This is a genomic window from Serratia sp. FS14 (assembly GCF_000695995.1).
Classification (GTDB): domain Bacteria; phylum Pseudomonadota; class Gammaproteobacteria; order Enterobacterales; family Enterobacteriaceae; genus Serratia; species Serratia nematodiphila.
On sequence record NZ_CP005927.1, the window covers coordinates 3,065,374 to 3,090,118 of the forward strand.

The following is a 24,745-nucleotide window of genomic DNA, read 5'->3' on the forward strand; positions in this document are numbered from 1 at the left end:
GCTACGGGTTATTCGTCGGCGACGCGGATCACCAGTTTGCCGAAGTTTTTGCCTTGCAGCAGGCCGATAAACGCCTGCGGCGCCTGCTCCAGCCCGTCGACGATGTCTTCGCGGAACTTGATTTTCCCCTGTTCGACCCAACTGCTCATTTGTTGCAAGAACTCGTCAAAGCGTGAGCCGTAGTCGTCGAAGATGATAAAGCCCTGCATACGGATGCGTTTGCGCAGGATCAGCCCCTCCAGCAGCGGCAAGCGGTCCGGCCCCGCAGGTAACCCGGTGGCATTGTAATGGGCAATGATGCCGCAGACCGGAATACGCGCTTTGGTGTTCAACAGCGGCAGTACGGCGTCGAACACCGCCCCGCCGACATTCTCGTAATAGATGTCGATACCCTGTGGGCAGGCGGCGGCCAACCGTTCGGCAAAGTCTGGGGCGCGGTGATCGATACAGGCGTCGAAACCCAACTCTTCCACCACATAGCGGCATTTTTCCGCACCGCCGGCGACGCCGACGACGCGGCAGCCTTTCAGTTTGCCGATTTGGCCGACCACCGAACCAACCGCACCGCTGGCGGCGGCCACCACCAGCGTTTCACCCGCCTGCGGTTGGCCAATATCGAGCAGCCCCATGTATGCGGTAAATCCCGGCATGCCGAGCACGCCCAGCAGGCGGGAAGGGTGCGGCAAATGCGGGCCGAGGTTGCGCAGGCCGCTGCCGTCGGACAGCGCATATTCCTGCCAGCCGTCATAGCCCAATACCCAATCGCCGACGTTGAAATCGGGATGCTGTGAGGCCGCCACGCGCGATACCGTACCGCCCACCATCACCTGACCGATCTCCACCGGCGGCGCATAGGAGGGGGCATCGCTCATGCGTCCGCGCATATAAGGATCCAACGACAGATATACGGTGCGCAGCAGCAGTTGGCCGGCGCCGGGTTGCGGTGCGGGGACGGTATCGAGACGGAAGTTCGCCGCTGTCGGTTCGCCGTTCGGACGCGAGGCCAGCAGGAAGCGGCGGTTCTGTTGAGAAGGGGACATCGAAAGCTCCTTTGTGGTGCGGCAAACAAGGTCCGTTAAGCCTAGTGCAGGAGCGCTGAGGCGACGTGACCGAATGTGCTTAGCTCAGAGCGGAACAATCAACACGTCGATATGACTGATATTGATAAAGCGGGCGGCGGAACAGGAGACTTTGTTCATCATGCTGTCTCGGTGATTGCCGCAGATCAGCAGGTCAAACGGCTGACGGCGGCTGGCGAATGCCAGGCTGTCACCCAGCTCGCCATGCACGATCAGCGTATCGGCGATAGGGTAGCCGGCGCGTTGGCGCAGTTCCTCCATAAACAGCCGGGTTTCCTCTTCCATCAGCGAGCGCAAATCGCCCAGCATCGGCCCGGCGAAATTATTGTACATTTCCGGATTGGCGAGGGTGCTTAACAGGGTGATGCTGCCGCCGTAGGGGCGAACGATGGAGACGGCCTTTTCCACCAGGCGGTGGCTGTCAGGGGCAACGGCGACGGTGACCAGAACGTTTTGATACCCCATATCCGACTCCTTGTTGTATCCATCGTGTTTCAGGCTGCTGCAGCGGCGGCCTTGGTGGAAGTACTGCGTCGGATAAAGGGTAGAACCTGGCGGGGGGAATAAATGTGTTTCATATCACGCGCGGCAATAAAAGCTGAATGTGCCCCGGTTATATAGCAATAAAAGATAAAACCGTTGCCGCACGTAATTTCACTGAATTAAAGCACCTGTGCCCACAGCGTTTTCGGCACCTTGCCCAGATCGAACAATTTACCGGCAACCAGCTCGGCGCGACGGTGGTCGGCGGCACGGTACATATTGCTCATTTCCGTATCGTTTTCAATGGAGTAGTTCAGTTTGTCGTACACCTTCTCCAGGCTGTCCAAAGAGGAGCATTTACGAAATGTCAGCAGATATTCGAGCGTATCGGTCATGATTAAAATATAGCCTGTTAATAGTTAAAGCCGGGTGAATAACACATAGCGACTCACGGCGACGCCGTCGAGGCAGCGATGTACGACCTGACAAAAATCATTTCAATTAGATAAATTGCACTGGGTAATGATGTCGCGCCGCCCGTAGCGGCGCTTTGGTAAAGCATAATATGCCAGTGCGCCGTCAGCAATCTCAGCCTGCTGATTAATGGAGAAATAGGGAAAGTCTCAGGGCGGTTGACGGTCGACGCGTCGTCGTTCGTGCTGTGGGCAAGCACAAGGTGCCGTGCCGGGCCTCTTTTGGGTGATTTTTTCACCCGGCCGTGGCGCCGCCGCGGCATTGGGCGATGTTTGTCGCCGCTGCTTGCGTTGAAAAGCCGTTTTGTTCGATGAAGAAATATGAACAGTAAAACAAAACTGCGTTTTATTTTATGACAATGAAGCAATGAAAGCCAAAGCCATGTAAATAATCTCTGGAGGGAGGGGGAATTATCTCGGCGTCAGAAAAAGAAATAAAAAGCATTAAAGTTTTATGAATTGCTGCCGATATAACGTTTTGGGGGAATTTAACTCAAAAAAAGCACTCTTGCATCGTGCTAATACGGAAACATATCGTTACGTCTGTTGGCTTGTTCACTACGCCTGCGAATCATTGATAAGCCATAATCACCTGATGTTGAAAATTAGAACAGCCTCAGGCTGAAGGCTTAAGTCAAATTCGATAGCTAATAACCTCATAGTTTACATTGGTTATTTTTCAGCTTGGATATTTTTYAGTAACTCAAATGGTTATTTATACTGAGTTTGTTGCCTATATGCAGATTTTTGTTCTGTTATTTTGGTTTGGTGATGCTTTTGTTCGAATTGATCTAAAAAAGATAATTTTTTGGCGGATAAACATTGTTTTTAAGACGTTTTTTTACCTGTGGCTATTTTATGAGCAAAATGGCGGTCAATAAGTGAGCGCATTTGGGGGTATTTGGCTTAATTATTTTTATTTTTGTGATCTATGTCGCATTGTATTTAAAATTGCCTCTCACTTACATTGTGTGTGCTAATGGTTCGGGGGTAGAGTTGCGCTGCTTTAGGAATAATCTTATTAAATTTGTAAAAATAGTTTCATGGTGACTAAACACTATCGAAGCAGAATGCTGTACATCCATACACGTTGGTTTACGCTCGTAGCAAATACTGAACAGTGGTCGAATTTAGCGATTGTCGAAAATTATAGCAGTCGTTTTTGAGAGATTAATTTGCCAACTTTGGGAAACAACCCAAGTCACGGGCGATAAAATTTATCACCCAGCGTATGTTTTTAAACATAGTCTGTCGGGATGGGGAATATGGGTACGTCTGAATTACTTAAGCATATTTATGACATCAATCTGTCATATTTACTTTTAGCACAGCGTTTGATCAACGATGAAAAAGCGTCCGCAATGTTTCGCCTGGGTATTGATGAAACCATGGCCGATGCGCTGGCGCAGCTGACTTTGCCGCAAATGGTTAAACTGGCCGAGACCAACCAGCTGGTTTGCCACTTCCGCTTTAACGAAAGCCAGACCATCGAACGCCTGACCAAAGAGTCGCGCGTCGACGATCTGCAACAAATCCATACCGGCATTTTGCTATCAAGCCATTTACTGCAAGAGCTATCGAGTAAAGACGCTAGCCCGACGAAGAAAAGAGCCTGATGATGGTTGAGAAAAGTATCGTTCAAGAAGCCAAGGACATTCAGCTCGCCATGGAGCTGATTTCGCTGGGAGCCCGATTGCAGATGCTGGAGAGTGAAACCCAGCTTAGCCGCGGGCGCTTGATTAAACTTTACAAGGAGTTACGCGGCAGCCCGCCGCCAAAAGGAATGTTACCGTTCTCAACCGACTGGTTTATGACCTGGGAACAAAATATTCACTCGTCGATGTTTTACAACGCTTACCTGTTTTTGATGAAAAGCGGGCAGTGCAGCGGCGTGGAGGCGGTGATCAAAGCCTATCGCCTCTATCTCGAGCAGTGTCCGCAGCAGGCCGGCGAGGCGCCGTTGCTGGCGCTGACCCGTGCCTGGACGCTGGTGCGCTTCGTCGATAGCGGCATGTTGCAGCTTTCCGCCTGCAGCTGCTGCGGCGGCGCATTTATCACCCACGCGCACCAGCCGCTGAATGGTTTCATCTGCAGTTTATGCCAACCCCCATCCCGCGCCGTAAAAAGACGTAAACTTTCGCCGCAACTGGCCGATATTATTCCTCAACTGCTGGACGAGCAGGTCAAACGCGCCATTTGAGCCGCCACGTTGCCGGCTCTCGGCAATGAATACCGACGTGTGATACGCAGGGGCGGCATGCCGCCCCCAGACATGCAGCCTGGTCTGTCGCGCCAGGGCGCGTTTGCCCCACCTTCCATCCACATTGTTAATTTAAGGAATGCGTGTGCTAGTTATTTTGGGTTATCTCGTGGTATTGGGTGCGGTGTTTGGCGGCTACCTGATCGTGGGCGGTCATCTCGGGGCGTTGTATCAGCCGGCGGAATTTCTGATTATCGGCGGGGCGGGCGTCGGCGCCTTTATCGTCGGCAACAACGGCAAAGCGATCAAAGCCACGCTGCGCGCGCTGCCGCGGCTGATGCGCCGTTCCAAATACAACAAAGATCTGTATATGGATTTGATGGCGTTGCTGTTCCGTCTGCTGGCCAAATCGCGCCAGCAGGGCATGCTGTCGCTCGAGTTCGATATCGATAATCCGCAAGAAAGTGAAATTTTCTCTAATTATCCGCGCATCCTTGCCGATAACACTCTGGTGGAGTTCATTACCGACTATTTACGGCTGATGGTGAGCGGCAATATGAATGCGTTCGAGATCGAAGCGCTGATGGACGAAGAGATCGAAACCTACGAGCAGGAAAGCGAAGTGCCCGCCGGCAGTCTGGCGATGGTGGGCGACTCCTTGCCGGCGTTCGGCATCGTCGCGGCGGTGATGGGGGTGGTGCACGCCCTGGCTTCGGCTGACCGTCCGGCCGCTGAGCTGGGCGCGCTGATCGCTAACGCCATGGTCGGTACTTTCCTCGGCATTTTGTTGGCCTACGGCTTCATCTCGCCGCTGGCGACGTTGCTGCGCCAGAAGAGCGCCGAAAACGTCAAGATGATGCAGTGCATCAAGGTCACGCTGTTGTCGAGTCTGAACGGTTACGCGCCGCAGATCGCAGTCGAGTTTGGCCGCAAAACGCTGTATACCACCGAACGTCCTTCTTTCGTTGAGCTGGAAGAACACGTGCGCCGCGTGAAAGCGCCGGCGCAGCAGGCGACGGAAGAAGAAGAAGCATGAAACAGAATCATCCGGTCGTTCTGGTCAGAAAGCGCAAGTCGCATCATGCCGCCCATCACGGCGGCTCCTGGAAGATCGCTTATGCCGACTTTATGACGGCGATGATGGCGTTCTTCCTGGTGATGTGGCTGCTGGCGATCGCCAGCCCGCAGGAGCTGACGCAAATCGCCGAATATTTCCGTACGCCGCTCAAGGTTGCCCTGACCAGCGGCGACAAGAGCAGTTCCGAGAGCAGCCCCATTCCTGGCGGCGGCGACGATCCCACGCAGCAGCATGGCCTGGTGAAAAAACAGGTCGATTCGCCGGACTCGCGCGCCGAAGAGCTGCGCCTGAACAAGCTGCGCGAAAAGCTGGATGAGTTGATTGAGTCCGATCCGCGCCTGAAGGCGCTGCGTCCGCATCTGCTGATCAACATGATGGACGAAGGGCTGCGCATCCAGATTATCGATAGCCAAAACCGGCCGATGTTCAAAACCGGCAGCGCGCAGGTCGAGAGCTACATGCGCGATATTCTGCGGGCGATAGCGCCGATCCTTAACGACCTGCCGAACAAAATCAGCCTGTCCGGCCACACCGATGACATCCCTTACGCCACCGGCGAGCGCGGCTACAGCAACTGGGAACTGTCGGCCGATCGCGCCAACGCCTCCCGGCGCGAGCTGATCGCCGGCGGCCTGGCGGAAGGCAAGGTGCTGCGGGTGGTGGGCATGGCGGCCACCATGAGCCTGAAACAGCATGGCGCCGATGACGCGATTAACCGTCGCATCACCGTGTTGGTGCTGAACAAGCAAACGCAAGAGGGCATCGAGCACGAAAATGCCGAAAGCAACGCGATGGATATCGCCCAGCCGGACAGCCTGAAGCAGCTGGCGCCGTCGGCGACCGCACCGGCCAGCCAAACGCCGGAACCCTCGGCGACGGCCCCGGAACCGGTGGCGACAACGCCAGGCGCTCCACCGCAGGCATCCCCGGCGATAGCACCGGCCGATCAGGCGCCGGAACCACCGGCGTCCGCACCCGCACCGACTAACCGCGACTCACAGCCAGAGGTGACCCCGTGAGCATGGACATTAGCGATTTTTATCAGACCTTCTTTGATGAGGCAGACGAGTTGCTGGCCGACATGGAGCAACACCTGCTGGAGCTGGATCCGCTGGCCCCCGATATCGAGCCGTTGAACGCCATCTTCCGCGCGGCGCATTCGATCAAGGGCGGCGCGGCGACCTTTGGTTTTTCGGTGCTGCAGGAAACCACCCACCTGCTGGAGAACCTGCTGGACGGTGCAAGACGCCAGGAAATGAGCCTGAGCACCGAGATTATCAACCTGTTTCTGGAAACCAAAGACATTATGCAGGAGCAACTGGACGCCTATAAAACCTCGCAACAGCCTGACGCTGAAAGCTTTGAATACATTTGTCAGGCGCTGCGCCAGCTGGCGTTGGAAGCGCAACAGCAGCAAGAGGCGCCTGCGGCTCAACCGGCCGTTCAGCAGCCTGTCGTTAAGCCATCGGCCGCGCCGGCGGCGATCGAGGGCGGCATGCGCATCAGCCTGAACGGGCTGAAAGCCAGTGAAATCCCCTTGATGTTGGAAGAGCTGGGCAACCTCGGCGAGGTTAAAGATCCGCATCAGACGGAACACAGTCTGGACGTGACGTTGCTCACCTCCGCCAGTGAAGACGACATCAGCGCCGTGTTGTGCTTCGTGCTGGAACCGGAACAAATCAGCTTCTCGACGCCGACCCAGAGCGAACCGGCCATCGCAGAAGCGAGCTTACCGGAAGTGGCCGCCTTACCGGAGCCTGCGCCGGTCGCGAACGCCGCGCCGCCTGCCGCGAAACCGGCCGAAGCGCCAAAAGCGCGCGCCAAGGCGAGCGAATCCACCAGCATCCGCGTGGCGGTGGAAAAGGTGGATCAGCTGATTAACCTGGTGGGCGAGCTGGTGATCACCCAATCGATGCTGGCGCAACGCTCCGGCACGCTCGATCCGGTGAACCACGGCGATCTGCTGAACAGCATGAGCCAGCTGGAGCGTAACGCGCGCGATCTGCAGGAATCGGTGATGTCGATCCGCATGATGCCGATGGAGTACGTCTTCAGCCGCTACCCGCGGCTGGTGCGCGATCTGGCCGGCAAGCTGAATAAACAGGTGGAGCTGACGCTGCAGGGCAGCTCGACCGAACTGGACAAGAGCCTGATCGAACGCATTATCGATCCGTTGACGCACCTGGTGCGCAACAGCCTCGATCACGGTATCGAAGAGCCGGCTACCCGTATCGCCGCCGGCAAGTCGGCGGTGGGCAATCTGGTGCTGTCGGCCGAACACCAGGGCGGCAACATTTGTATTGAAGTCATCGACGACGGCGCCGGGCTGAACCGCGAAAAAATTCTCGCCAAGGCGGCTTCGCAAGGGCTGGCGGTCAGCGACAGCATGAGCGACGAAGAGGTCGGCATGCTGATCTTTGCGCCGGGCTTCTCCACCGCCGAGCAGGTGACCGACGTTTCCGGCCGCGGCGTCGGCATGGACGTGGTGAAAAGAAATATTCAGGAGATGGGCGGCCACGTCGAGATCCGTTCGCAGGCTGGTAAAGGCACCACCATCCGTATCCTGTTGCCGCTGACGCTGGCGATCCTCGACGGCATGTCGGTCAAGGTGAACGACGAAGTCTTTATCCTGCCGCTGAATGCGGTGATGGAATCGCTGCAGCCGCAGGCGGAAGATCTGCATCCGCTGGCCGGCGGCGAACGCGTGCTGCAGGTGCGCGGCGAATACCTGCCGCTGGTGGAGCTGTATCGGGTATTCGAAGTGGACGGCGCCAAAACCGACGCCACGCAGGGCATCGTCGTTATCCTGCAAAGCGCCGGCCGCCGCTATGCGTTGCTGGTAGATCAGCTGATTGGCCAGCATCAGGTGGTGGTGAAGAATCTGGAAAGCAACTACCGCAAAGTGCCGGGCATCTCCGCCGCGACCATTCTGGGCGACGGCAGCGTGGCCTTGATCGTCGATGTCTCGGCGTTGCAAACCTTGAACCGTGAAAAGCGTCTGACGGACGCCGCCGCATAATAATGAGTTTATTGATTTAAAAGGTGAATGATATGGCAGGATTGGCAGCCGTCAGCAAATTGGCTGGCGAAACGGTAGGGCAAGAGTTTCTGATTTTTACCCTGGGCAACGAGGAGTACGGCATCGACATCCTCAAGGTGCAGGAAATTCGCGGCTATGATCAGGTGACCCGCATCGCCAACACCCCGGCGTTCATCAAGGGCGTCACCAACCTGCGCGGCGTGATTGTTCCTATCATCGATCTGCGGGTGAAATTTTCGCAGCAGAGCGTTTCCTACGATGAAAACACCGTGGTGATCGTGCTGAACTTTGGCCAGCGCGTGGTGGGCATCGTGGTTGACGGCGTCTCCGACGTGCTGTCGCTCACCGCCGATCAGATCCGTCCGGCGCCGGAGTTCGCGGTGACCCTGGCGACCGAATATCTCACCGGCCTCGGTTCGCTGGGCGAGCGCATGCTGATCCTGGTGGATATCGAAAAGCTGCTGAGCAGCGAAGAGATGTCGCTGGTCGACAGCGTGGCGAAAAGCGTCTGATTTCAGACTCAAGGGGCGGGGCGCCGCCCCCTTTAATCTTCACTTTCCCTGATCTGTCGCGATGGCCTCAGCCGCGCTCGGAACCCCCACTAAAAATAGTTACTTTCCCGCATAAAGTTTTGCCGCACGGCGCCGATAACTCTCACATTCAACGTCATCAGAGCCTGTCTGCGCGGGCTTCAACAAGGGAAATCATGTTAAATCGTATGAAGGTGGTCACCAGCCTGTTGCTGGTGTTGGTGCTGTTTGGCGCCTTGCAGTTGATTTCGGGCGGACTCTTTTTCTCCTCGCTGAAAAGCGATAAGGAAAACTTTACCGTCCTGCAAACGATCCGCCAGCAGCAGCTGCAGCTGAGTGAAAGCCGCGTTGACCTGCTGCAGGCGCGCAACTCCCTGAACCGCGCCGGTATTCGCTACATGATGGATACCAACAAGATCGGCAGCGGCGCCACCATTGATGAACTGCTGGCCAAGGCGAAGGAAGAGCTGGGTGAAGCGGAAAGACACTACGCCGCGTACGAGAAAATTCCTCAGGACCCGCGCCAGGATCCTCAATCGGCGGAACGCCTCAAGCAGCAGTACGATGTGCTGTACGGCGCGCTCTCCGAGCTGATCCAACTGCTGGGCGAAGGCAAAATCAACGCCTTCTTCGATCAGCCTACGCAGAGTTACCAGGACAACTTTGAGCAGAGCTACAACGTTTATCTGGAGCAAAACGGCAAGCTGTACCAAATCGCGGTTGACGGCAGCAACAGCTCCTACAACTCGGCCATTTGGACGCTGATCGTGGTGCTGGTGGTGGTGCTGGCGGTGATCGTACTGGTCTGGACCGGTATCCATCACATCCTGGTGCGCCCGCTGAACCGCATGATCGACCACATCAAACAGATCGCCGCCGGCGACCTGACTCAGCAGATCGTCGTCAACAGCCGCAACGAAATGGGCGTGCTGGCGGCCAGCCTGAAACACATGCAAAGCGAACTGATCGAAACCGTCAGCGGCGTGCGCCAGGGTGCGGACGCCATCTACAGCGGCGCGTCTGAAATCGCCGCGGGCAACAACGATCTCTCCTCCCGCACCGAGCAGCAGGCCGCTTCGCTGGAAGAGACCGCCGCGAGCATGGAGCAATTGACCGCGACGGTGAAACAGAACGCCGAAAACGCCCGTCAGGCTTCACAGCTGGCGCTGAGCGCCTCCGAAACCGCGCAGAAAGGCGGCAAGGTGGTGGCCAACGTGGTGCAGACCATGCACGACATCGCCGGCAGTTCGCAGAAGATCGCCGATATTACCGGCGTGATCGACGGTATCGCCTTCCAGACCAACATCCTGGCGTTGAACGCCGCAGTGGAAGCGGCGCGCGCCGGCGAACAGGGCCGCGGCTTCGCGGTGGTGGCCGGTGAAGTGCGCAACCTGGCGCAGCGCAGCGCGCAGGCGGCGAAAGAGATCAAAGGCCTGATCGAAGACTCGGTCAGCCGCGTCGATATGGGCTCCGTGCTGGTGGAAAGCGCCGGGGAAACCATGGGCGACATCGTCAACGCCGTCACCCGCGTGACCGACATCATGGGCGAAATCGCCTCGGCTTCCGACGAGCAGAGCCGCGGTATCGATCAGGTTGGCCAGGCGGTAGCGGAAATGGACCGCGTGACCCAGCAGAACGCCTCGTTGGTGGAAGAATCCGCCTCGGCGGCGGCGGCGCTGGAAGAACAGGCCAGCATGCTGACCCAGTCGGTAGCGGTATTCCGCCTGAGGTCGGAAGGCCAGGAAGAGTTTAAAGCGCCTGTCACCAGCAAGGCGCCGGTAACACCGGTAATTAATCATAAGAAAATGAACGCCAGCGATCTGCAGGATAACTGGGAAACGTTCTGACCGGTATCGGGCCTCTCTCGCAGAGGCCCTTTTCCCTACGTAGGCCGGTCGCCGGCCGGCTGCAAGGAGGTTCACAGTGTTTAACCGAATCCGTATCTCTACCAGCTTGTTCCTGTTGTTGATGACCTTCTGCGTTCTGCAGTTGGCCAGCAGCGGCCTGTCGTATTCCGCGTTTCGCTCCGATAACCACAACCTCGACATCATCACCCTCGGCAGCCAGCAGCGCGATTCGCTCAGCCTGAGCTGGGTGTCGCTGTTGCAGGCGCGCAATACGCTGAACCGCGCCGGCACCCGCGCGGCGCTGAAACTGCCGCAGGAGCAGGTGAACGAATTGATGAGCAGCGCCCGCAGTTCGCTTCAGAAGGCCGATCTCTATTTCAATCAGTTTATGGCGGTTGAACGCAGCAGTGAACAGCAGAACCAGCAGACGGCCACCACCAAGGCCAGCTACGAGCGGCTGCGCGGCGCACTGCGTGAACTGATCGGTTTCCTGGAAAAGGGCGAGCTGCAGGCGTTTATGGATCAGCCGACGCAGAAAACCCAGGACCTGTTTGAGGCTGACTTTGTGCAGTACCTGCAGTTGGTCAACGGTGACATCAGCGAGGCTCGAGACGCCAACCAATTCTCCTTCACGCTGGCGGGCCTGATGCTGGCGGGGGCGGTCTTGATGCTGATCGTGGTGACTGGCAGCGCCATGTGGTGGTTGCGCACCATGTTGGTACAGCCGCTGAACCAAATCCGCAGCCACTTTGAGCGCATCGCCGCCGGCGATTTGGCGACGCCGATTCAGGTGTATGGCCGCAATGAAATCAGCATGTTGTTCGCCAGCCTGCAACGCACGCAGCAGTCATTGATCGGTACCGTCGGCGCGGTGCGCGACGGTGCGGAGTCGATTCTGATCGGCCTGCAGGAGATCGCCGAAGGCAATAACGATCTCTCTTCCCGTACCGAGCAGCAGGCCGCTTCGCTGGAAGAAACCGCCGCCAGCATGGAACAGCTGACCGCGACGGTGAAACAGAACGCCGACAATGCGCGGCAGGCCTCTCAGCTGGCGCGCGACGCTTCGGCCACCGCGGCCAAGGGCGGCGAACTGGCCGGGGACGTGGTCACCACCATGCACGATATCGCCAACAGCTCGCAGAAAATCGGCGCCATCACCAGCGTAATCGACGGCATCGCCTTCCAGACCAACATTCTGGCGCTCAATGCGGCGGTGGAAGCGGCGCGCGCCGGTGAACAGGGGCGCGGTTTCGCCGTGGTCGCCGGCGAAGTGCGCAACCTGGCGAGCCGCAGCGCGCAGGCGGCGAAAGAGATCAAGGTGCTGATCGACGAATCGGTCAGCCGCGTCAAACACGGCTCGGTGCTGGTGGAAAATTCCGGCGCCACCATGCAGGACATCGTGCGTTCGGTAACTCGCGTGACCGACATCATGGGCGAGATCGCGTCGGCTTCGGATGAACAGAGCCGCGGCATCGAGCAGGTGACGCAGGCGGTGACCCAGATGGATCAGGTTACCCAGCAGAACGCCGCGCTGGTGGAAGAATCCGCTTCTGCCGCCACCGCGCTGGAAGAGCAGGCTATTACCCTGGCCGACGCGGTCGCGGTATTCCGTCTGGCGGACGATAACTTCGTCGCGCCAGGTAACAGCAACAACGCAGTTTCACCCGTGGTAAAGGAAGCCCAAGATTGTCAAACCGCATAAGCAGCACGTTTTACTCCGGTGAGGCGGCATGAAACAGGCGCCGTCAACTTCTAACCGGGATACTGCGTCGATGTTGACGCAAATGGTGCAGCGCCTGCCGCTGTCGGACGTGCATTTTCGCCGTATCAGCCAGTTGATTTATCAACGCGCCGGCATCGTGCTGGCGGAGCATAAGCGCGAGATGGTTTACAACCGCCTGGTGCGCCGGTTGCGGCTGCTGGGATTGCACGATTTCGGCGATTATCTGGCGCTGCTGGAAAGCGATCCGAACAGCGCGGAGTGGCAGGCGTTCATCAACGCGCTGACCACCAACCTGACGGCATTTTTCCGCGAGGCGCATCACTTCCCGATCCTGGCGGAGCATGCGCGCTCGCGGCCGAACGGCTACAGCGTCTGGAGCACCGCGGCCTCGACCGGCGAAGAGCCGTATTCGATCGCCATCACGCTGAGCGATGCCCTGGGGCAGCGTGCCGGCAGTTGCCAGGTCTGGGCCAGCGACATCGATACGCAGGTGCTGGAAAAAGCGGAGGCGGGCGTTTACCGCCAGGAAGATCTGCGCACCCTGACGCCGACCCAAATGCAGCGCTATTTTCTGCGCGGCACCGGTCCGCATCAGGGGCTGGTGCGCGTGCGGCCGGAGTTGGCGGCGCGAGTGAACTTTCAGCCGCTGAATCTGCTGGCGCCGGAGTGGGCGCTGCCGGGGCAATTCGACGCCATTTTTTGCCGCAACGTCATGATCTATTTCGATAAGGCGACGCAGGAGCGCATCCTGCGCCGCTTCGTTCCCTTGCTTAAGCCGGGGGGGCTGATGTTCGCCGGCCACTCCGAGAATTTCAGCCAGATCAGCCGGGATTTCTACTTGCGTGGGCAGACCGTGTATGGGCTGACCAAGGAGAGGTAATGAGTAAAATCAGAGTGTTATGCGTAGACGATTCGGCACTGATGCGCCAGCTGATGACGGAAATCGTGAACGGCCATGCCGACATGGAAATGGTGGCGACCGCGCCGGATCCGCTGGTGGCGCGCGATCTGATCAAAAAATTTAATCCTCAGGTGCTGACGCTGGACGTCGAGATGCCGCGCATGGACGGGCTGGATTTCCTCGAGAAGCTGATGCGCCTGCGGCCGATGCCGGTGGTGATGGTCTCTTCGCTGACCGGCAAAGGCTCGGAAATCACGCTGCGCGCGCTGGAACTGGGCGCGGTGGATTTCGTCACCAAACCGCAACTCGGCATTCGCGAGGGCATGTTGGCCTACAGCGAGCTGATTGCCGAGAAGATCCGCACCGCGGCCAGAGCGCGCCTGCCTCAGCGCTCCAGCAGCCCGGCGCCGGCGATCCTCAGCCATGCGCCGCTGCTGAGCAGTGAAAAACTGATCGCCATCGGCGCCTCCACCGGCGGCACCGAAGCGATCCGCCAGGTGCTGCAGCCGCTGCCGGCCACCAGCCCGGCGCTGCTGATCACCCAGCACATGCCGCCGGGTTTCACCCGTTCGTTCGCCGAGCGGCTGAACAAGCTGTGCCAGATCACGGTGAAAGAAGCGGAGGACGGCGAGCGCGTGCTGCCGGGCCACGCCTATATCGCGCCGGGGGACCGCCATCTGGAGCTGACGCGCAGCGGCGCCAACTATCAGGTGAAGCTGCATGACGGCCCGGCGGTCAACCGCCATCGCCCCTCGGTCGACGTGCTGTTCCGCTCGGTGGCGCAATACGCCGGCCGCAATGCGGTGGGGGTGATCCTCACCGGCATGGGCAACGACGGTGCGGCGGGGATGCTGGAGATGCACCGCGCCGGGGCCTATACCCTGGCGCAGAACGAGGCGAGCTGCGTGGTGTTCGGCATGCCGCGCGAGGCGATCGCCAGCGGCGGCGTCAGCGAAGTGGTCGAGCTGGACAGAATAAGCCAGCGAATGCTGGCGCAGATCGCCGGTGGCCAGGCATTGCGCATTTGATTTCAGTCCGCGGGGTCTTCCCGGCGGCGATATGACCCAGGTTCGCCGTGCGGCGGCCTGCGGTGTTGCATCATTAAACGGTTAACTATTTCAGGAGTAACAATGGCAGACAAGAACCTCAGATTTCTGGTTGTGGACGATTTTTCTACCATGCGCCGCATCGTCAGAAATTTGCTCAAAGAGCTGGGCTTCAACAACGTCGAAGAAGCTGAAGACGGCGCGGATGCGCTGAACAAGCTGCGCGCCGGCGGTTTCGACTTCGTGGTGTCCGACTGGAACATGCCGAACATGGACGGGCTTGAGCTGTTGCAAACCATCCGCGCCGACAGCGCGCTGGCCGCGATGCCGGTACTGATGGTGACCGCGGAAGCCAAGAAAGAAAATATCATCGCGGCGGCGCAGGCCGGCGCCAGCGGTTATGTAGTAAAACCATTTACGGCGGCGACGCTGGAAGAAAAGCTCAACAAGATTTTTGAAAAATTGGGCATGTAAGGAGAGGGCGATGAGAGACATTCCAATGCCTGCCAGCGATGCAGCGACCGCGGGAGAGATCATCTCCCGCATCGGCCAACTGACCCGAATGCTGCGCGACAGCATGCGCGAACTGGGGCTCGATCAGGCGATCGCCCAGGCGGCAGAGGCGATCCCGGATGCGCGCGACCGTCTTGACTATGTCGTAACCATGACGGCGCAGGCGGCGGAACGGGCGTTGAACTGCGTGGAGGCGGCGCAACCGCGCCAGGCGGAGCTGGAATCCGGCGCCAACGCGTTGAAAGGGCGCTGGGACGAGTGGTTCGCCAATCCCATCGAACTGGACGACGCGCGTTCTCTGGTCAACGACACGCGCCAGTATCTGGATCAGGTGCCGGGCCATACGGCTTTCACCAACGCCCAGCTGCTGGAGATCATGATGGCGCAGGACTTCCAGGATCTGACCGGTCAGGTGATCAAGCGCATGATGGACGTGGTGCAGGAGATCGAAAAGCAGCTGCTGATGGTGCTGATGGAAAACATGCCGGAGCAGCCGGTGAAGGAAAAACGGCCGAACGACAGCCTGCTGAACGGTCCGCAGCTCGACCAGAACGGCGTCGGCGTGATCGCCAATCAGGCGCAGGTCGACGATCTGCTCGACAGCCTCGGTTTCTGAGGCCTTTCGGGGCGCGCGACGGCGCGCCCCGACAACAAGCCACGTCGTTTTGGTCTCATCCCCTAAATAACCCGCCTTTTTCCCCGTTGTTCCCCCAATGACATCGCCAATTTTTTGGCATGCTGACCGCCATTCTTTACCCTCCCGACACAGGAACGGCGTTTCGTGGCTGAAGACAGCGATCTGGAAAAAAAGCGAGGCCCCCACGCCCCACAGGCTGGAGAAGGCGCGTGAAGACGGCCAGATCCCGCGCTCGCGCGAGCTGACCTCGGTACTGATGCTGCTCTCGGGCTTGGCGATTATCCTGATGTCCGGCAGCAACATGGCGCAACAGCTGGCGGCGATGCTCACGCAAGGTCTGAACTTCGATCACGGCATGGTCAGCAACGATAAACAGATGCTGCGCCAATTGGGCATGCTGCTGCGCCAGGCGGTGCTGGCGCTGCTGCCGATCATGGCGGGGCTGGTGCTGGTGGCGCTCGCCGCGCCGATGTTGCTGGGGGGCATTTTGTTCAGCGGCAAGTCGATCAAGTTCGATTTGAAGCGGCTGAACCCGTTATCCGGGTTGAAGCGCATCTTTTCCAGCCAGGTGCTGGCCGAGCTGCTGAAAGGGATCCTGAAAGCGACGCTGGTCGGTTGGGTGACCGGCCTCTATCTGTGGCACAACTGGGCGGCAATGCTGCATCTGATGACCCAGCAGCCGCTCGATGCGCTGGGCAATGCGCTGCAGATGATCCTGTTCTGCGGTTTTCTGGTGGTGCTGGGGCTGACGCCGATGGTGGCGTTCGACGTGTTCTATCAGCTGTGGAGCCATTTCAAAAAGCTGAAGATGACCAAGCAGGATATCCGCGACGAGTTCAAAGACCAGGAAGGGGACCCGCACGTCAAGGGGCGCATTCGTCAGCAGCAGCGGGCGATCGCCCGGCGCCGCATGATGGCCGACGTGCCCAAGGCGGACGTGATCGTCACCAACCCGACGCACTACGCCGTCGCGTTGCAGTACAACGACWAAAAAATGAGTGCGCCGAAAGTGCTGGCCAAAGGGGCCGGCGAAATCGCCTTGCGCATTCGCGAACTCGGCGCGGAACACCGCATCCCGATGCTGGAGGCGCCGCCGCTGGCGCGCGCGCTGTATCGGCACAGCGAGATCGGCCAGCATATTCCGGCCACCCTGTATGCCGCGGTCGCCGAGGTGCTGGCCTGGGTGTACCAGCTGCGCCGCTGGCGGCGCGAGGGCGGCCTGATCCCGAAAAAACCTGAACGTTTACCGGTGCCGGAAGCACTGGATTTTGCAAGAGAGAGTGACTCTGATGGCTAATTTGGCCTCCCTGCTTCGTTTGCCGGGCAATTTTAAAGATACGCAGTGGCAGGTGCTGGCCGGCCCGGTGCTGATCCTGCTGATCCTGTCGATGATGGTGTTGCCGTTGCCGGCGTTTATCCTCGACCTGCTGTTTACCTTCAACATCGCGCTGTCGATCATGGTGCTGCTGGTGGCGATGTTCACCCAGCGCACGCTCGAATTCGCCGCCTTCCCGACCATCCTGCTGTTCTCCACGCTGCTGCGTTTGTCGCTCAACGTCGCGTCGACGCGCATCATCTTGCTGGAGGGGCACACCGGTTCCGCCGCCGCCGGCCGCGTGGTGGAAGCCTTCGGCCACTTCCTGGTGGGGGGCAACTTCGCCATCGGCATCGTGGTGTTCATCATCCTGGTGCTGATTAACTTTATGGTCATCACCAAAGGTGCGGGGCGTATCGCCGAAGTGGGCGCGCGTTTCGTGCTGGACGGCATGCCGGGCAAACAGATGGCGATTGACGCCGATCTGAACGCCGGCCTGATCGGTGAAGACGAAGCGAAGAAACGCCGCGCCGAAGTGACCCAGGAGGCCGACTTTTACGGCTCGATGGACGGTGCCAGTAAATTCGTGCGCGGCGACGCCATCGCCGGCCTGATGATCATGGTGCTGAACGTAGTCGGCGGCCTGTTGGTCGGCGTGGTGCAACACGGCATGGAGCTGGGGGCGGCGGCGGAAAGCTATACGCTGCTGACCATCGGTGACGGCCTGGTGGCGCAGATCCCGGCATTGGTGATCTCCACCGCCGCCGGCGTCATCGTCACCCGCGTCGCGACCGATCAGGACGTCGGCGAGCAGATGGTGGGCCAGCTGTTCAACAATCCGCGCGTGATGCTGCTGAGCGCCGGGGTGCTGGGGCTGCTGGGCCTGGTGCCGGGCATGCCGAACCTGGTGTTCCTGCTGTTTACCGCGGCTCTGTTGGGCCTCGCCTGGTGGCTGCGCGGCCGTGAACAACAGGCGCCGAAAACGGTGGAAGATCCGGTGATGCCGGAGAATCCGCAGGCCGCCGAAGCCAGCTGGGCCGACGTGCAGTTGGAAGATCCGCTGGGGATGGAGGTGGGCTACCGGCTGATTCCGATGGTCGATTTTCAGCAGAACGGCGAACTGCTGGGCCGTATCCGCGGCATCCGCAAGAAATTCGCCCAGGACATGGGCTATCTGCCGCCGGTGGTGCACATTCGCGACAACCTGGAACTGCCGCCTGCCAGCTACCGTATCCTGATGAAAGGCGTCGAGATCGGCAGCGGTGAAGCGCAGCCGGGCCGCTGGCTGGCGATCAACCCCGGCAATGCCGTAGGCGAGCTGGCGGGAGACAAAACCGTCGATCCGGCCTTTGGGCTCGAGGCGGTATGGATCGACAGCGCCTTGCGCGAGCAGGCGCAGATCCAGGGCTTTACCGTGGTGGAGGCCAGCACCGTGGTGGCGACACACCTCAATCACCTGATCGGCCAGTTCGCCAGCGAGCTGTTTGGCCGCCAGGAAACTCAGCAGCTGCTGGATCGCGTGTCGCAGGAGATGCCGAAGCTGACCGAAGACTTCGTGCCGGGCGTGGTGTCGCTGACGACGCTGCACAAAGTGCTGCAAAATCTGCTCGCCGAGCGCGTTTCCATTCGCGATATGCGCACCATCGTCGAAACGCTGGCGGAACACGCCCCGGCGCAGAGCGATCCTTATGAATTGACCACCGTGGTGCGAGTGGCGCTGGGCAGGGCGATCACGCAGCAGTGGTTCCCGGGCAACGGCGAGATTCAGGTTATCGGCCTGGATACCCAGTTAGAGCGTCTGTTGCTGCAGGCGTTGCAGGGCGGCGGCGGCCTGGAGCCGGGGCTGGCCGATCGTCTGTTGGATCAGGCACGCCAGGCGTTGCAGCGGCAAGAAATGCTCAGCGCGCCGCCGGTGCTGCTGGTCAACCATGCGCTGCGGGCCTTGCTGGCGCGCTTCCTGCGTCGCAGCCTGCCGCAGATCGTGGTGCTGTCCAATCTGGAGATCAACGACGATCGCCAGATTCGCATGACCTCGACCATCGGAGCGGCCTGATGAAACGCTGTCTGTTCGTATTTTGTTTGCTGGCTCCGCTCGCCGCCGGCGCGGTGTCCGGCTCCTGGGTGGCTGAAGGGGCGGGGGTCACGCTGGAACAGGGCGGGATGCGCGATGAATCCGCTGCTTTGCGGCCGCCGAACGCGCTGCCGGATGCCCATGCGCGCATCACCAGCGTCAGCTGGCGCTATCGTTTGCTGGGGCCGGAACCGGTGGGCCTGCAGGTGCAGCTCTGCACGGTAAACCGCTGCATTCCGCTGGGCGGCGGCAGCGGCAGCAGCAATGGTCTGCAGGGCGAGCCGGCCAATGCGGAATTGCGCTTTGTCTATTACGTGCAGTCGCAAGGCGGGCTGAATCCGCCGCTGCGTGTGATTGGCAATCAGGTGATCGTCAATTATCAGTAACATCAGGCCAGAATTTGCAGGCCGTTGCGTTCCACCAGCGTCAGCAGTTTCATCGCGGCGGAGTTCGGTTGCGCTTCGCCGCGCTCCCATTTCTGCACCGCTTTTTTGCTGACGTTGAGATACAGCGCAAACACCGGCTGACTGACGTTTTCCCGTTCGCGCAGCGCGCGGATCTCGGCCGGCCCGAACTGTTTCACCGGCCGCAGACACAGCATGTCGAAGGTGCGCATGGTCACGTCATCGACGAAACCGGCGCGATGCAGGCCCTGAACTTCCTGGTGGATCTCGGCAAGAATTTTACTCATCGCTTAGCCTCCGTAATTCCTTGTTGTTGACCAGCTGGTAGAGTCTGAATGGCGAATAATCCAGATACAGCGCAGCCAGATGTTTCAATCCTTGTAACTCATCCGCACTGATGTTTTCTCTCTCACTTTTGGCAAAGCCGCGCATAAAAAACAGGCGGTCTTCATCGCGAAAAACGATCAGTACCCGATAGCCGCCACGTTTGCCCGCACCAGCCCGAGCGATGCGCTTTTTGTATACGCAACCGCCAAGATTGGCATCGTACAGCTGATGTTGCATCTCTCGCGCCGCTTTCACTATCGTGGCGTCGCTAATGCGCTCGCGTGCGGCAAAACCCTGAAAGGTTTTGGTGAGATAAATGTCGGCCATTCGCTCTCCCTGCGAATCTATACCCTCTAAGGGTATATTTCAAGTGGTTTAAAAATAACCACAGGGTGACAAGAGGCCAAAGAGAAAGAAACAGCCAAATTCACGCCATGCGCAGCCTGACGCAAAGCCTTAAGTGAATTCAAAGAGTGATAGGGAGAAAATGCGACGGGATGCGCAGAAGCCGGTGAACGCATGCCCGGTGATAGGCTCACCGGGCAAATGAGTCAGGTCAAACGCCGATTTTTCTGCCGAGCAGGCTGCCGGCGTGCGACTGGCCGTCCGGGCCATACAGCGATTTGTTGTTTTTACTGAGGATGGCCAGCGCCTGAGCGTTATGGTCGATCTGCTGATTGAGCAGCAGACCGTTGTGCTGGTTCTTTTCGCGCAGCGTTTGGCTCAGCAATTGAACGCGCTGCCAACGATCGGCCAGGGACGCTTGGCTGGCATAGGGCGCGCGTTGCCCGCAGGTTTTTTCCTGCCCCAGGCGCTGTTGCTCGAGATAAGCGACCGTCGCCAGCAGTTGGCTTTTGGCATCGGTGACGCGCTGCAAGGCCACGCCCGGCAACTGGCCGGAGCACAGCAAGTCGTGCTCTTCCTCCAGCACACCATTGAGCGCCTGCAACGTTTCCAACAGTTTATCCAGCAGTTGTGCCAGCTTTTCCATAGTAATGACTTATCCTTTACCGCTATTCGCCGCGTGCTGTCAGTCGCGTCCGGCGATCCATTGAACATCGCTCTGCGCGTCTTGCAGCAGCGCATCGGCGATTTTGCCGGCGTCCATCTTCAGTTCACCGTTGCGGATCGCCTGTTTGATGGCCTCGACCCGACCCATATCGATATCCTGGGTGCCCGGCTGCATCAGGCGCGCCTGCGCCTCGCTCAGTTTGACCTGCGTGCCGCTGACGGCGGTTTCGGCCACGGCGGCCTTGCGCGGCTGGAGCGGGTTGTCGGCCGGGGTTTCACGCGGTTGCACAGTGGAAACCGGCTGTAACCGCTGGGTGCGATCGATACTCATGGTCCATCTCCGTTTACGCCGTCGCCGCTCGCGGGCGACGACGCTGCAATGAAAGTGTTGCGGCCCTGGTGGCCAATAAAATGCTGCTTGATTTGTCTTATCGGCAAGGTTGGCGGAACCTTTACTTTTTTATAACGTAATGCGGATCGCGCCGTCGTCCCCGACCACGCCGCTGACGATCTGCCCGGAGGCCATGCGTACCCGCACGCTGTCTTCGGCGGCGGCGTTGTTCATCGCCTTACCCGCACCGCTGATGCTGAATCCTTCGCCCTGTGCGTTGACCTGCACCGGTTGCCCAGCCTTGATAATCCAGGCGCGGCGCAGCATGGCGAGGGTCAGCGGCTGACCGGGGCTGATGTTGCGCAGGCTGACGGCGCCTAACGCTTTGCCCGCTTCGGTCAGCGCGCGCGGCGGCAGGGTATCGAGCCGGCCCTGTTTCAACGCCAGATCCGCCGCCGTCAACCGGCTGCCGGCGCTGATGCCGCGCGCCGACACGAGATAGCGACCGAACACCTGCACCTGCGTCTGGATAAAACGCCGCTCCTGGCCACAGAGCGCCGAAATGCTGACGTTGCCGCCGATCCGCGCGTTGGGCGACAGCGACAGCTGCGGCAGTTCGCAAGCGGGCCATTGGTTCGGCGGCGTGCGCACCCGCACTTTTACCTGTACCGGTTCGCCGCTGAACTTGCCTTGGATGAAGCTTTCGATTTGCGTCGCCAGATCGTCGGCGCGCGCGTTCAGACTGCACAGCAGGCCGATAAGCAGCAGCATTTTACCTTTCATCGTCATCTTCTCAAGCTTCATCGGGATACGCGTAAGTGTACCCGCAGCGCGCGCAGGCTAAGCAGATAAATAGCGCCCCATTTTGCGTTTATTCCCGCGATAGGGTGGCGCAGGGGGCGTTTATGCTGTCGACTCCAAATTCTAACCTCGCGGAGGGAGCATGCTCGACAAACTGGACGCGGCTCTGCGCTTTGGCCAAGAGGCGCTGAACTTGCGCGCCCAGCGGCAGGAAATTCTGGCCGCCAACATCGCCAACGCAGACACACCGGGTTATCAGGCGCGAGATATCGATTTCGCCAGCCAATTGAACAAAGTGCTGGAGCAGGGGCGCGTCAGCGGCAACGGCATGGCGCTGAACCTGACGGCGGCGCGCCACATCCCGGCGCAGACCATGCAGCCGCCACAGCTTGATCTGCTGTTCCGAGTGCCGGACCAGCCGTCGATGGACGGCAATACGGTGGACATGGATCGCGAACGCACCAACTTTGCCGATAACAGCCTGAAATATCAGACCGACCTGACGCTGCTCAACGGGCAGATCAAAGGGATGATGTCCGTGCTGCAACAAGGATAAGGCGCATGTCTTTACTGAATATTTTTGATATCTCCGGCTCGGCGTTATCGGCGCAATCCCAGCGCATGAACGTCAGCGCCAGCAACATGGCCAACGCCGACAGCGTGACCGGCCCGGACGGTGAACCTTACCGCGCCAAGCAGGTGGTGTTCCAGGTCGCGGCGGCGCCAGGGCAGCCGACCGGCGGCGTGCGCGTCGCCCAGGTGGTGGACGATCCGGCGCCCGAGCGCCTGGTGTATCAGCCGGGCAACCCGCTGGCGGACGCCAAGGGGTATGTGCGCATGCCGAACGTCGACGTGGTGGGGGAAATGGTCAACACCATCTCCGCTTCCCGCAGCTACCAGGCCAACGTCGAGGTGCTCAACACCACCAAGTCGATGATGATGAAAACCCTGACGCTGGGTCAGTAACCGGAGATTTCCATGGCTATCGCCGCAACCACCAACGAGTCGTTGGACAACACCGTCATCGGTAACAACAGCAAGACCACCAACAGCCAGGATCTGCACAACAGCTTCCTGACGCTGCTGGTGGCGCAGTTGAAAAACCAGGATCCGACCAATCCGATGCAGAACAACGAGCTGACGTCGCAGCTGGCGCAGATCAACACCGTTCAGGGTATCGAAAAGCTTAACACCACGCTGGGGTCGATCTCCGGCCAGATCAACAGCAACCAGTCGCTGCAGGCCACTGCGCTGATCGGTCACGGCGTGATGGTGCCGGGCAACAATATTCTGGTCGGCAGCAAGGACGGCAAGGTCAGCACCACGCCGTTCGGCGTTGAACTGGAGCGCGCCGCCGATCAGGTGACCGCCACCATCACCAACGCCAGTGGGCAGGTGGTGCGCACCATTGAAATTGGCGGCCTGACCGCCGGCGTGCACGCCTTCACCTGGGACGGCTCGCTGGATGACGGCTCCACCGCGCCCGACGGCGCCTACAAAGTGGCGATTAACGCCAAAGGCAACGGCGAGCAGCTGGTGGCGCGCAGCCTGCACTTCGGGCTGGTGAATGGCGTGATCCGCGACGGCAACGGCGCCAAGCTGGATCTCGGCCTGGCGGGCAACGCCACCCTGGAAGACGTGCGACAGATCTTATAACCCTAAGCATCAGGCTCAATCGGACGATAGCCTGACCACTATTCGGAGAATAACATGGCCTTTTCTCAGGCAGTCAGCGGCTTGAACGCGGCAGCAACCAACCTGGACGTGATCGGTAACAACATCGCCAACTCCGCAACCGCGGGCTTCAAATCCGGCAGCGTCTCCTTTGCCGACATGTTCGCCGGTTCGCAGGTCGGGCTGGGCGTCAAAGTGTCCGGCATCACCCAGAACTTCAAGGGCGGCACCACCACCGGCACCAGCCGCGCGCTGGATGTGGCCATCAACGGCAACGGCTTTTTCCGCATGCAGGATAAAGACGGTGGCATCTTCTATACCCGCAACGGCCAGTTCAAACTGGACGAGAACCGCAACCTGACCAACATGCAGGGCCTGCAGCTGACCGGTTACCCGGCGGCCGGTTCCCCACCGACCATCCAGCAGGGCGCCAACCCGGTGCCGCTGAGCATTCCCGAAGGCATGATGAACGCCAAGGCGTCCACCTCCGGCGAGATGGTGGCCAACCTGAAGTCCACCCATAAAGTGCCGGAAAACAAGACCTTCGATCCGACCAAGCAGGACAGCTACAACTACGTCAACACCATCACCGCTTACGACTCGCTGGGTAATGCGCACAACATCAACGCTTACTTTGTGAAGACCGAAGACAACAAGTGGCAGGTCTACACCCAGGACGGCAGCGCGGCGCCAGTGAACGCCGGCACCATGGAGTTCAGCACCAGCGGTAATCTGGTGAAAACCACCAGCACCAACGGCGCGCCGGGCGAGTTCAGCATGGTGATCCCGATGACCGCCAAAGACGGCGCGCCGGCGCAAAACTTCACCCTGAGCTTCGCCGGCAGCATGCAGCAGAACGTAGGCAGCGACTCGGTGAGCAAGGTGGCGCAGGACGGCTATGCCGCCGGTGAATACACCAACTTCCAGATCAACAACGACGGCACAGTGGTGGGCATCTACTCCAACCAGCAGACCCAGGTGCTGGGTCAGATCGTCATGGCCAACTTCTCCAACCCGGAAGGGCTGGCGTCGCAGGGCGATAACGTTTGGCAGGAAACCGGCGCGTCCGGCCAGCCACGCGTTGGTCTGTCGGGCGGCGGCGGCTTCGGTAAGCTGACCAGCGGCGCGCTGGAGTCTTCCAACGTCGATCTGAGCCAGGAGCTGGTGAACATGATCGTCGCACAGCGTAACTACCAGTCCAACGCCCAGACCATCAAGACGCAGGACTCCATCCTGCAGACGCTGGTTAGCCTGCGCTAAT

General features: G+C 59.5%; 26 protein-coding genes and 1 pseudogene. 19 read left to right on the plus strand and 8 right to left on the minus strand.

Translation table 11 applies throughout. The annotated features are described in order from the left end of the window. Nucleotides 1-8: 8 nt before the first annotated feature. The 3 genes from L085_RS13810 to ydgT all read right to left on the minus strand — a co-directional run bounded on the left by L085_RS13810 (nucleotide 9) and on the right by ydgT (nucleotide 1,957). The gene (locus L085_RS13810) at nucleotides 9-1,040 is read right to left on the minus strand and encodes an NADP-dependent oxidoreductase (protein ID WP_015378268.1); all 1,032 of its coding nucleotides are present in this window, start codon (nucleotides 1,038-1,040) and stop codon (nucleotides 9-11) included. Between the two features lie 84 nt (nucleotides 1,041-1,124). Beyond that, entirely contained in the window at nucleotides 1,125-1,544 is a 420-nt protein-coding gene (gene uspC / locus L085_RS13815; protein WP_044031007.1) for a universal stress protein UspC, read from the minus strand. A 197-nt stretch (nucleotides 1,545-1,741) separates the two neighbouring features. Next, nucleotides 1,742-1,957 (minus strand): transcription modulator YdgT, encoded by a 216-nt coding sequence (gene ydgT, locus L085_RS13820; RefSeq protein ID WP_004934895.1) that lies wholly within the window; start codon nucleotides 1,955-1,957, stop codon nucleotides 1,742-1,744. A 1,343-nt stretch (nucleotides 1,958-3,300) separates the two neighbouring features. Between ydgT and flhD the strand changes: the two genes are divergently transcribed. The 15 genes and pseudogenes from flhD to L085_RS13900 all read left to right on the plus strand — a co-directional run bounded on the left by flhD (nucleotide 3,301) and on the right by L085_RS13900 (nucleotide 19,322). After that, complete coding sequence (gene flhD, locus L085_RS13830; RefSeq protein ID WP_004934891.1) at nucleotides 3,301-3,651, plus strand: flagellar transcriptional regulator FlhD; 351 nt, start codon at nucleotides 3,301-3,303, stop codon at nucleotides 3,649-3,651. After that, entirely contained in the window at nucleotides 3,651-4,235 is a 585-nt protein-coding gene (gene flhC / locus L085_RS13835; RefSeq protein WP_016927281.1) for a flagellar transcriptional regulator FlhC, read from the plus strand. Before flhD ends, flhC begins: the two co-directional genes overlap by 1 nt. Nucleotides 4,236-4,380: 145 nt before the next feature. After that, nucleotides 4,381-5,271, plus strand: coding sequence for a flagellar motor stator protein MotA (gene motA / locus L085_RS13840; protein WP_015378266.1), 891 nt, complete (start codon nucleotides 4,381-4,383; stop codon nucleotides 5,269-5,271). Beyond that, on the plus strand, nucleotides 5,268-6,332 hold the full coding sequence (gene motB, locus L085_RS13845) for a flagellar motor protein MotB (RefSeq protein ID WP_004934882.1): 1,065 nt from the start codon (nucleotides 5,268-5,270) through the stop codon (nucleotides 6,330-6,332). Before motA ends, motB begins: the two co-directional genes overlap by 4 nt. Next, a complete protein-coding gene (gene cheA / locus L085_RS13850; protein WP_044031008.1) occupies nucleotides 6,329-8,332 on the plus strand; it encodes a chemotaxis protein CheA in 2,004 nt (667 codons plus the stop codon). Before motB ends, cheA begins: the two co-directional genes overlap by 4 nt. 32 nt (nucleotides 8,333-8,364) lie before the next feature. Continuing rightward, the gene (gene cheW, locus L085_RS13855; RefSeq protein WP_004934876.1) at nucleotides 8,365-8,865 is read left to right on the plus strand and encodes a chemotaxis protein CheW; all 501 of its coding nucleotides are present in this window, start codon (nucleotides 8,365-8,367) and stop codon (nucleotides 8,863-8,865) included. Nucleotides 8,866-9,059: 194 nt separating this feature from the next. Further along, complete coding sequence (locus tag L085_RS13860) at nucleotides 9,060-10,730, plus strand: methyl-accepting chemotaxis protein (protein WP_004934873.1); 1,671 nt, start codon at nucleotides 9,060-9,062, stop codon at nucleotides 10,728-10,730. A 76-nt stretch (nucleotides 10,731-10,806) separates the two neighbouring features. After that, entirely contained in the window at nucleotides 10,807-12,432 is a 1,626-nt protein-coding gene (locus tag L085_RS13865; protein WP_004934871.1) for a methyl-accepting chemotaxis protein, read from the plus strand. 28 nt (nucleotides 12,433-12,460) lie between these two features. Further along, on the plus strand, nucleotides 12,461-13,333 hold the full coding sequence (gene cheR, locus L085_RS13870) for a protein-glutamate O-methyltransferase CheR (RefSeq protein WP_025159837.1): 873 nt from the start codon (nucleotides 12,461-12,463) through the stop codon (nucleotides 13,331-13,333). Further along, entirely contained in the window at nucleotides 13,333-14,382 is a 1,050-nt protein-coding gene (locus tag L085_RS13875; protein ID WP_044031009.1) for a chemotaxis response regulator protein-glutamate methylesterase, read from the plus strand. Before cheR ends, L085_RS13875 begins: the two co-directional genes overlap by 1 nt. 102 nt (nucleotides 14,383-14,484) lie before the next feature. Next, nucleotides 14,485-14,874: a chemotaxis response regulator CheY gene (cheY, locus tag L085_RS13880; protein WP_004934862.1), complete on the plus strand. Its 390-nt coding sequence runs from the start codon at nucleotides 14,485-14,487 to the stop codon at nucleotides 14,872-14,874. Between the two features lie 10 nt (nucleotides 14,875-14,884). After that, a complete protein-coding gene (cheZ, locus tag L085_RS13885; protein ID WP_004934858.1) occupies nucleotides 14,885-15,529 on the plus strand; it encodes a protein phosphatase CheZ in 645 nt (214 codons plus the stop codon). Between the two features lie 165 nt (nucleotides 15,530-15,694). Continuing rightward, a pseudogene (flhB, locus tag L085_RS13890) lies at nucleotides 15,695-16,847 on the plus strand (flagellar biosynthesis protein FlhB). After that, nucleotides 16,840-18,918, plus strand: coding sequence for a flagellar biosynthesis protein FlhA (gene flhA, locus L085_RS13895; protein WP_021504090.1), 2,079 nt, complete (start codon nucleotides 16,840-16,842; stop codon nucleotides 18,916-18,918). The pseudogene flhB and the gene flhA overlap by 8 nt, the downstream one beginning before the upstream one ends. Continuing rightward, nucleotides 18,918-19,322: a flagellar protein FlhE gene (locus tag L085_RS13900; protein ID WP_044031010.1), complete on the plus strand. Its 405-nt coding sequence runs from the start codon at nucleotides 18,918-18,920 to the stop codon at nucleotides 19,320-19,322. The genes flhA and L085_RS13900 overlap by 1 nt, the downstream gene beginning before the upstream one ends. A gap of 2 nt (nucleotides 19,323-19,324) precedes the next feature. Here L085_RS13900 and L085_RS13905 read toward each other — a convergent pair whose 3' ends face one another. The 5 genes from L085_RS13905 to flgA all read right to left on the minus strand — a co-directional run bounded on the left by L085_RS13905 (nucleotide 19,325) and on the right by flgA (nucleotide 21,792). Beyond that, nucleotides 19,325-19,627: a DNA-binding transcriptional regulator gene (locus tag L085_RS13905; RefSeq protein WP_015378258.1), complete on the minus strand. Its 303-nt coding sequence runs from the start codon at nucleotides 19,625-19,627 to the stop codon at nucleotides 19,325-19,327. Further along, nucleotides 19,620-19,994 (minus strand): type II toxin-antitoxin system RelE/ParE family toxin, encoded by a 375-nt coding sequence (locus tag L085_RS13910; protein WP_004934837.1) that lies wholly within the window; start codon nucleotides 19,992-19,994, stop codon nucleotides 19,620-19,622. Before L085_RS13910 ends, L085_RS13905 begins: the two co-directional genes overlap by 8 nt. Before the next feature lie 229 nt (nucleotides 19,995-20,223). After that, nucleotides 20,224-20,658, minus strand: a complete 435-nt coding sequence (gene flgN / locus L085_RS13915; RefSeq protein ID WP_044031011.1) for a flagellar export chaperone FlgN — start codon at nucleotides 20,656-20,658, stop codon at nucleotides 20,224-20,226. A 39-nt stretch (nucleotides 20,659-20,697) separates the two neighbouring features. Beyond that, the gene (gene flgM / locus L085_RS13920) at nucleotides 20,698-21,009 is read right to left on the minus strand and encodes a flagellar biosynthesis anti-sigma factor FlgM (protein WP_004934832.1); all 312 of its coding nucleotides are present in this window, start codon (nucleotides 21,007-21,009) and stop codon (nucleotides 20,698-20,700) included. Between the two features lie 129 nt (nucleotides 21,010-21,138). Next, nucleotides 21,139-21,792 (minus strand): flagellar basal body P-ring formation chaperone FlgA, encoded by a 654-nt coding sequence (gene flgA, locus L085_RS13925; protein ID WP_044031012.1) that lies wholly within the window; start codon nucleotides 21,790-21,792, stop codon nucleotides 21,139-21,141. Between the two features lie 160 nt (nucleotides 21,793-21,952). On the opposite strand from flgA, the gene flgB reads away from it, so the two are divergent. Genes flgB through flgE form a run of 4 tightly spaced genes read left to right on the plus strand, consistent with a single transcriptional unit; the run spans nucleotide 21,953 to nucleotide 24,744 of the window. After that, nucleotides 21,953-22,366 carry a flagellar basal body rod protein FlgB gene (gene flgB / locus L085_RS13930; protein WP_044031013.1) on the plus strand — a complete coding sequence of 138 codons (414 nt, stop codon included), beginning with the start codon at nucleotides 21,953-21,955 and terminating at the stop codon, nucleotides 22,364-22,366. A 5-nt stretch (nucleotides 22,367-22,371) separates the two neighbouring features. Beyond that, nucleotides 22,372-22,776, plus strand: a complete 405-nt coding sequence (flgC, locus tag L085_RS13935) for a flagellar basal body rod protein FlgC (RefSeq protein WP_004934826.1) — start codon at nucleotides 22,372-22,374, stop codon at nucleotides 22,774-22,776. A 12-nt stretch (nucleotides 22,777-22,788) separates the two neighbouring features. Then, nucleotides 22,789-23,466 (plus strand): flagellar hook assembly protein FlgD, encoded by a 678-nt coding sequence (gene flgD / locus L085_RS13940; protein ID WP_004934824.1) that lies wholly within the window; start codon nucleotides 22,789-22,791, stop codon nucleotides 23,464-23,466. Nucleotides 23,467-23,520: 54 nt separating this feature from the next. Beyond that, nucleotides 23,521-24,744, plus strand: a complete 1,224-nt coding sequence (gene flgE / locus L085_RS13945) for a flagellar hook protein FlgE (RefSeq protein WP_015378255.1) — start codon at nucleotides 23,521-23,523, stop codon at nucleotides 24,742-24,744. Nucleotide 24,745: the final 1 nt, after the last annotated feature.

Bases quoted from the DNA above. Each gene is read 5' to 3' on its own strand.
- L085_RS13810 (WP_015378268.1), bottom strand. From the start codon at position 1,040: ATGTCCCCTTCTCAACAGAACCGCCGCTTCCTGCTGGCCTCGCGTCCG.
- uspC (WP_044031007.1), bottom strand. From the start codon at position 1,544: ATGGGGTATCAAAACGTTCTGGTCACCGTCGCCGTTGCCCCTGACAGC.
- ydgT (WP_004934895.1), bottom strand. From the start codon at position 1,957: ATGACCGATACGCTCGAATATCTGCTGACATTTCGTAAATGCTCCTCT.
- flhD (WP_004934891.1), top strand. From the start codon at position 3,301: ATGGGTACGTCTGAATTACTTAAGCATATTTATGACATCAATCTGTCA.
- flhC (WP_016927281.1), top strand. From the start codon at position 3,651: ATGATGGTTGAGAAAAGTATCGTTCAAGAAGCCAAGGACATTCAGCTC.
- motB (WP_004934882.1), top strand. From the start codon at position 5,268: ATGAAACAGAATCATCCGGTCGTTCTGGTCAGAAAGCGCAAGTCGCAT.
- cheW (WP_004934876.1), top strand. From the start codon at position 8,365: ATGGCAGGATTGGCAGCCGTCAGCAAATTGGCTGGCGAAACGGTAGGG.
- L085_RS13860 (WP_004934873.1), top strand. From the start codon at position 9,060: ATGTTAAATCGTATGAAGGTGGTCACCAGCCTGTTGCTGGTGTTGGTG.
- cheR (WP_025159837.1), top strand. From the start codon at position 12,461: ATGAAACAGGCGCCGTCAACTTCTAACCGGGATACTGCGTCGATGTTG.
- L085_RS13875 (WP_044031009.1), top strand. From the start codon at position 13,333: ATGAGTAAAATCAGAGTGTTATGCGTAGACGATTCGGCACTGATGCGC.
- cheY (WP_004934862.1), top strand. From the start codon at position 14,485: ATGGCAGACAAGAACCTCAGATTTCTGGTTGTGGACGATTTTTCTACC.
- cheZ (WP_004934858.1), top strand. From the start codon at position 14,885: ATGAGAGACATTCCAATGCCTGCCAGCGATGCAGCGACCGCGGGAGAG.
- flhA (WP_021504090.1), top strand. From the start codon at position 16,840: ATGGCTAATTTGGCCTCCCTGCTTCGTTTGCCGGGCAATTTTAAAGAT.
- L085_RS13900 (WP_044031010.1), top strand. From the start codon at position 18,918: ATGAAACGCTGTCTGTTCGTATTTTGTTTGCTGGCTCCGCTCGCCGCC.
- L085_RS13905 (WP_015378258.1), bottom strand. From the start codon at position 19,627: ATGAGTAAAATTCTTGCCGAGATCCACCAGGAAGTTCAGGGCCTGCAT.
- L085_RS13910 (WP_004934837.1), bottom strand. From the start codon at position 19,994: ATGGCCGACATTTATCTCACCAAAACCTTTCAGGGTTTTGCCGCACGC.
- flgN (WP_044031011.1), bottom strand. From the start codon at position 20,658: ATGGAAAAGCTGGCACAACTGCTGGATAAACTGTTGGAAACGTTGCAG.
- flgM (WP_004934832.1), bottom strand. From the start codon at position 21,009: ATGAGTATCGATCGCACCCAGCGGTTACAGCCGGTTTCCACTGTGCAA.
- flgA (WP_044031012.1), bottom strand. From the start codon at position 21,792: ATGAAAGGTAAAATGCTGCTGCTTATCGGCCTGCTGTGCAGTCTGAAC.
- flgB (WP_044031013.1), top strand. From the start codon at position 21,953: ATGCTCGACAAACTGGACGCGGCTCTGCGCTTTGGCCAAGAGGCGCTG.
- flgC (WP_004934826.1), top strand. From the start codon at position 22,372: ATGTCTTTACTGAATATTTTTGATATCTCCGGCTCGGCGTTATCGGCG.
- flgD (WP_004934824.1), top strand. From the start codon at position 22,789: ATGGCTATCGCCGCAACCACCAACGAGTCGTTGGACAACACCGTCATC.
- flgE (WP_015378255.1), top strand. From the start codon at position 23,521: ATGGCCTTTTCTCAGGCAGTCAGCGGCTTGAACGCGGCAGCAACCAAC.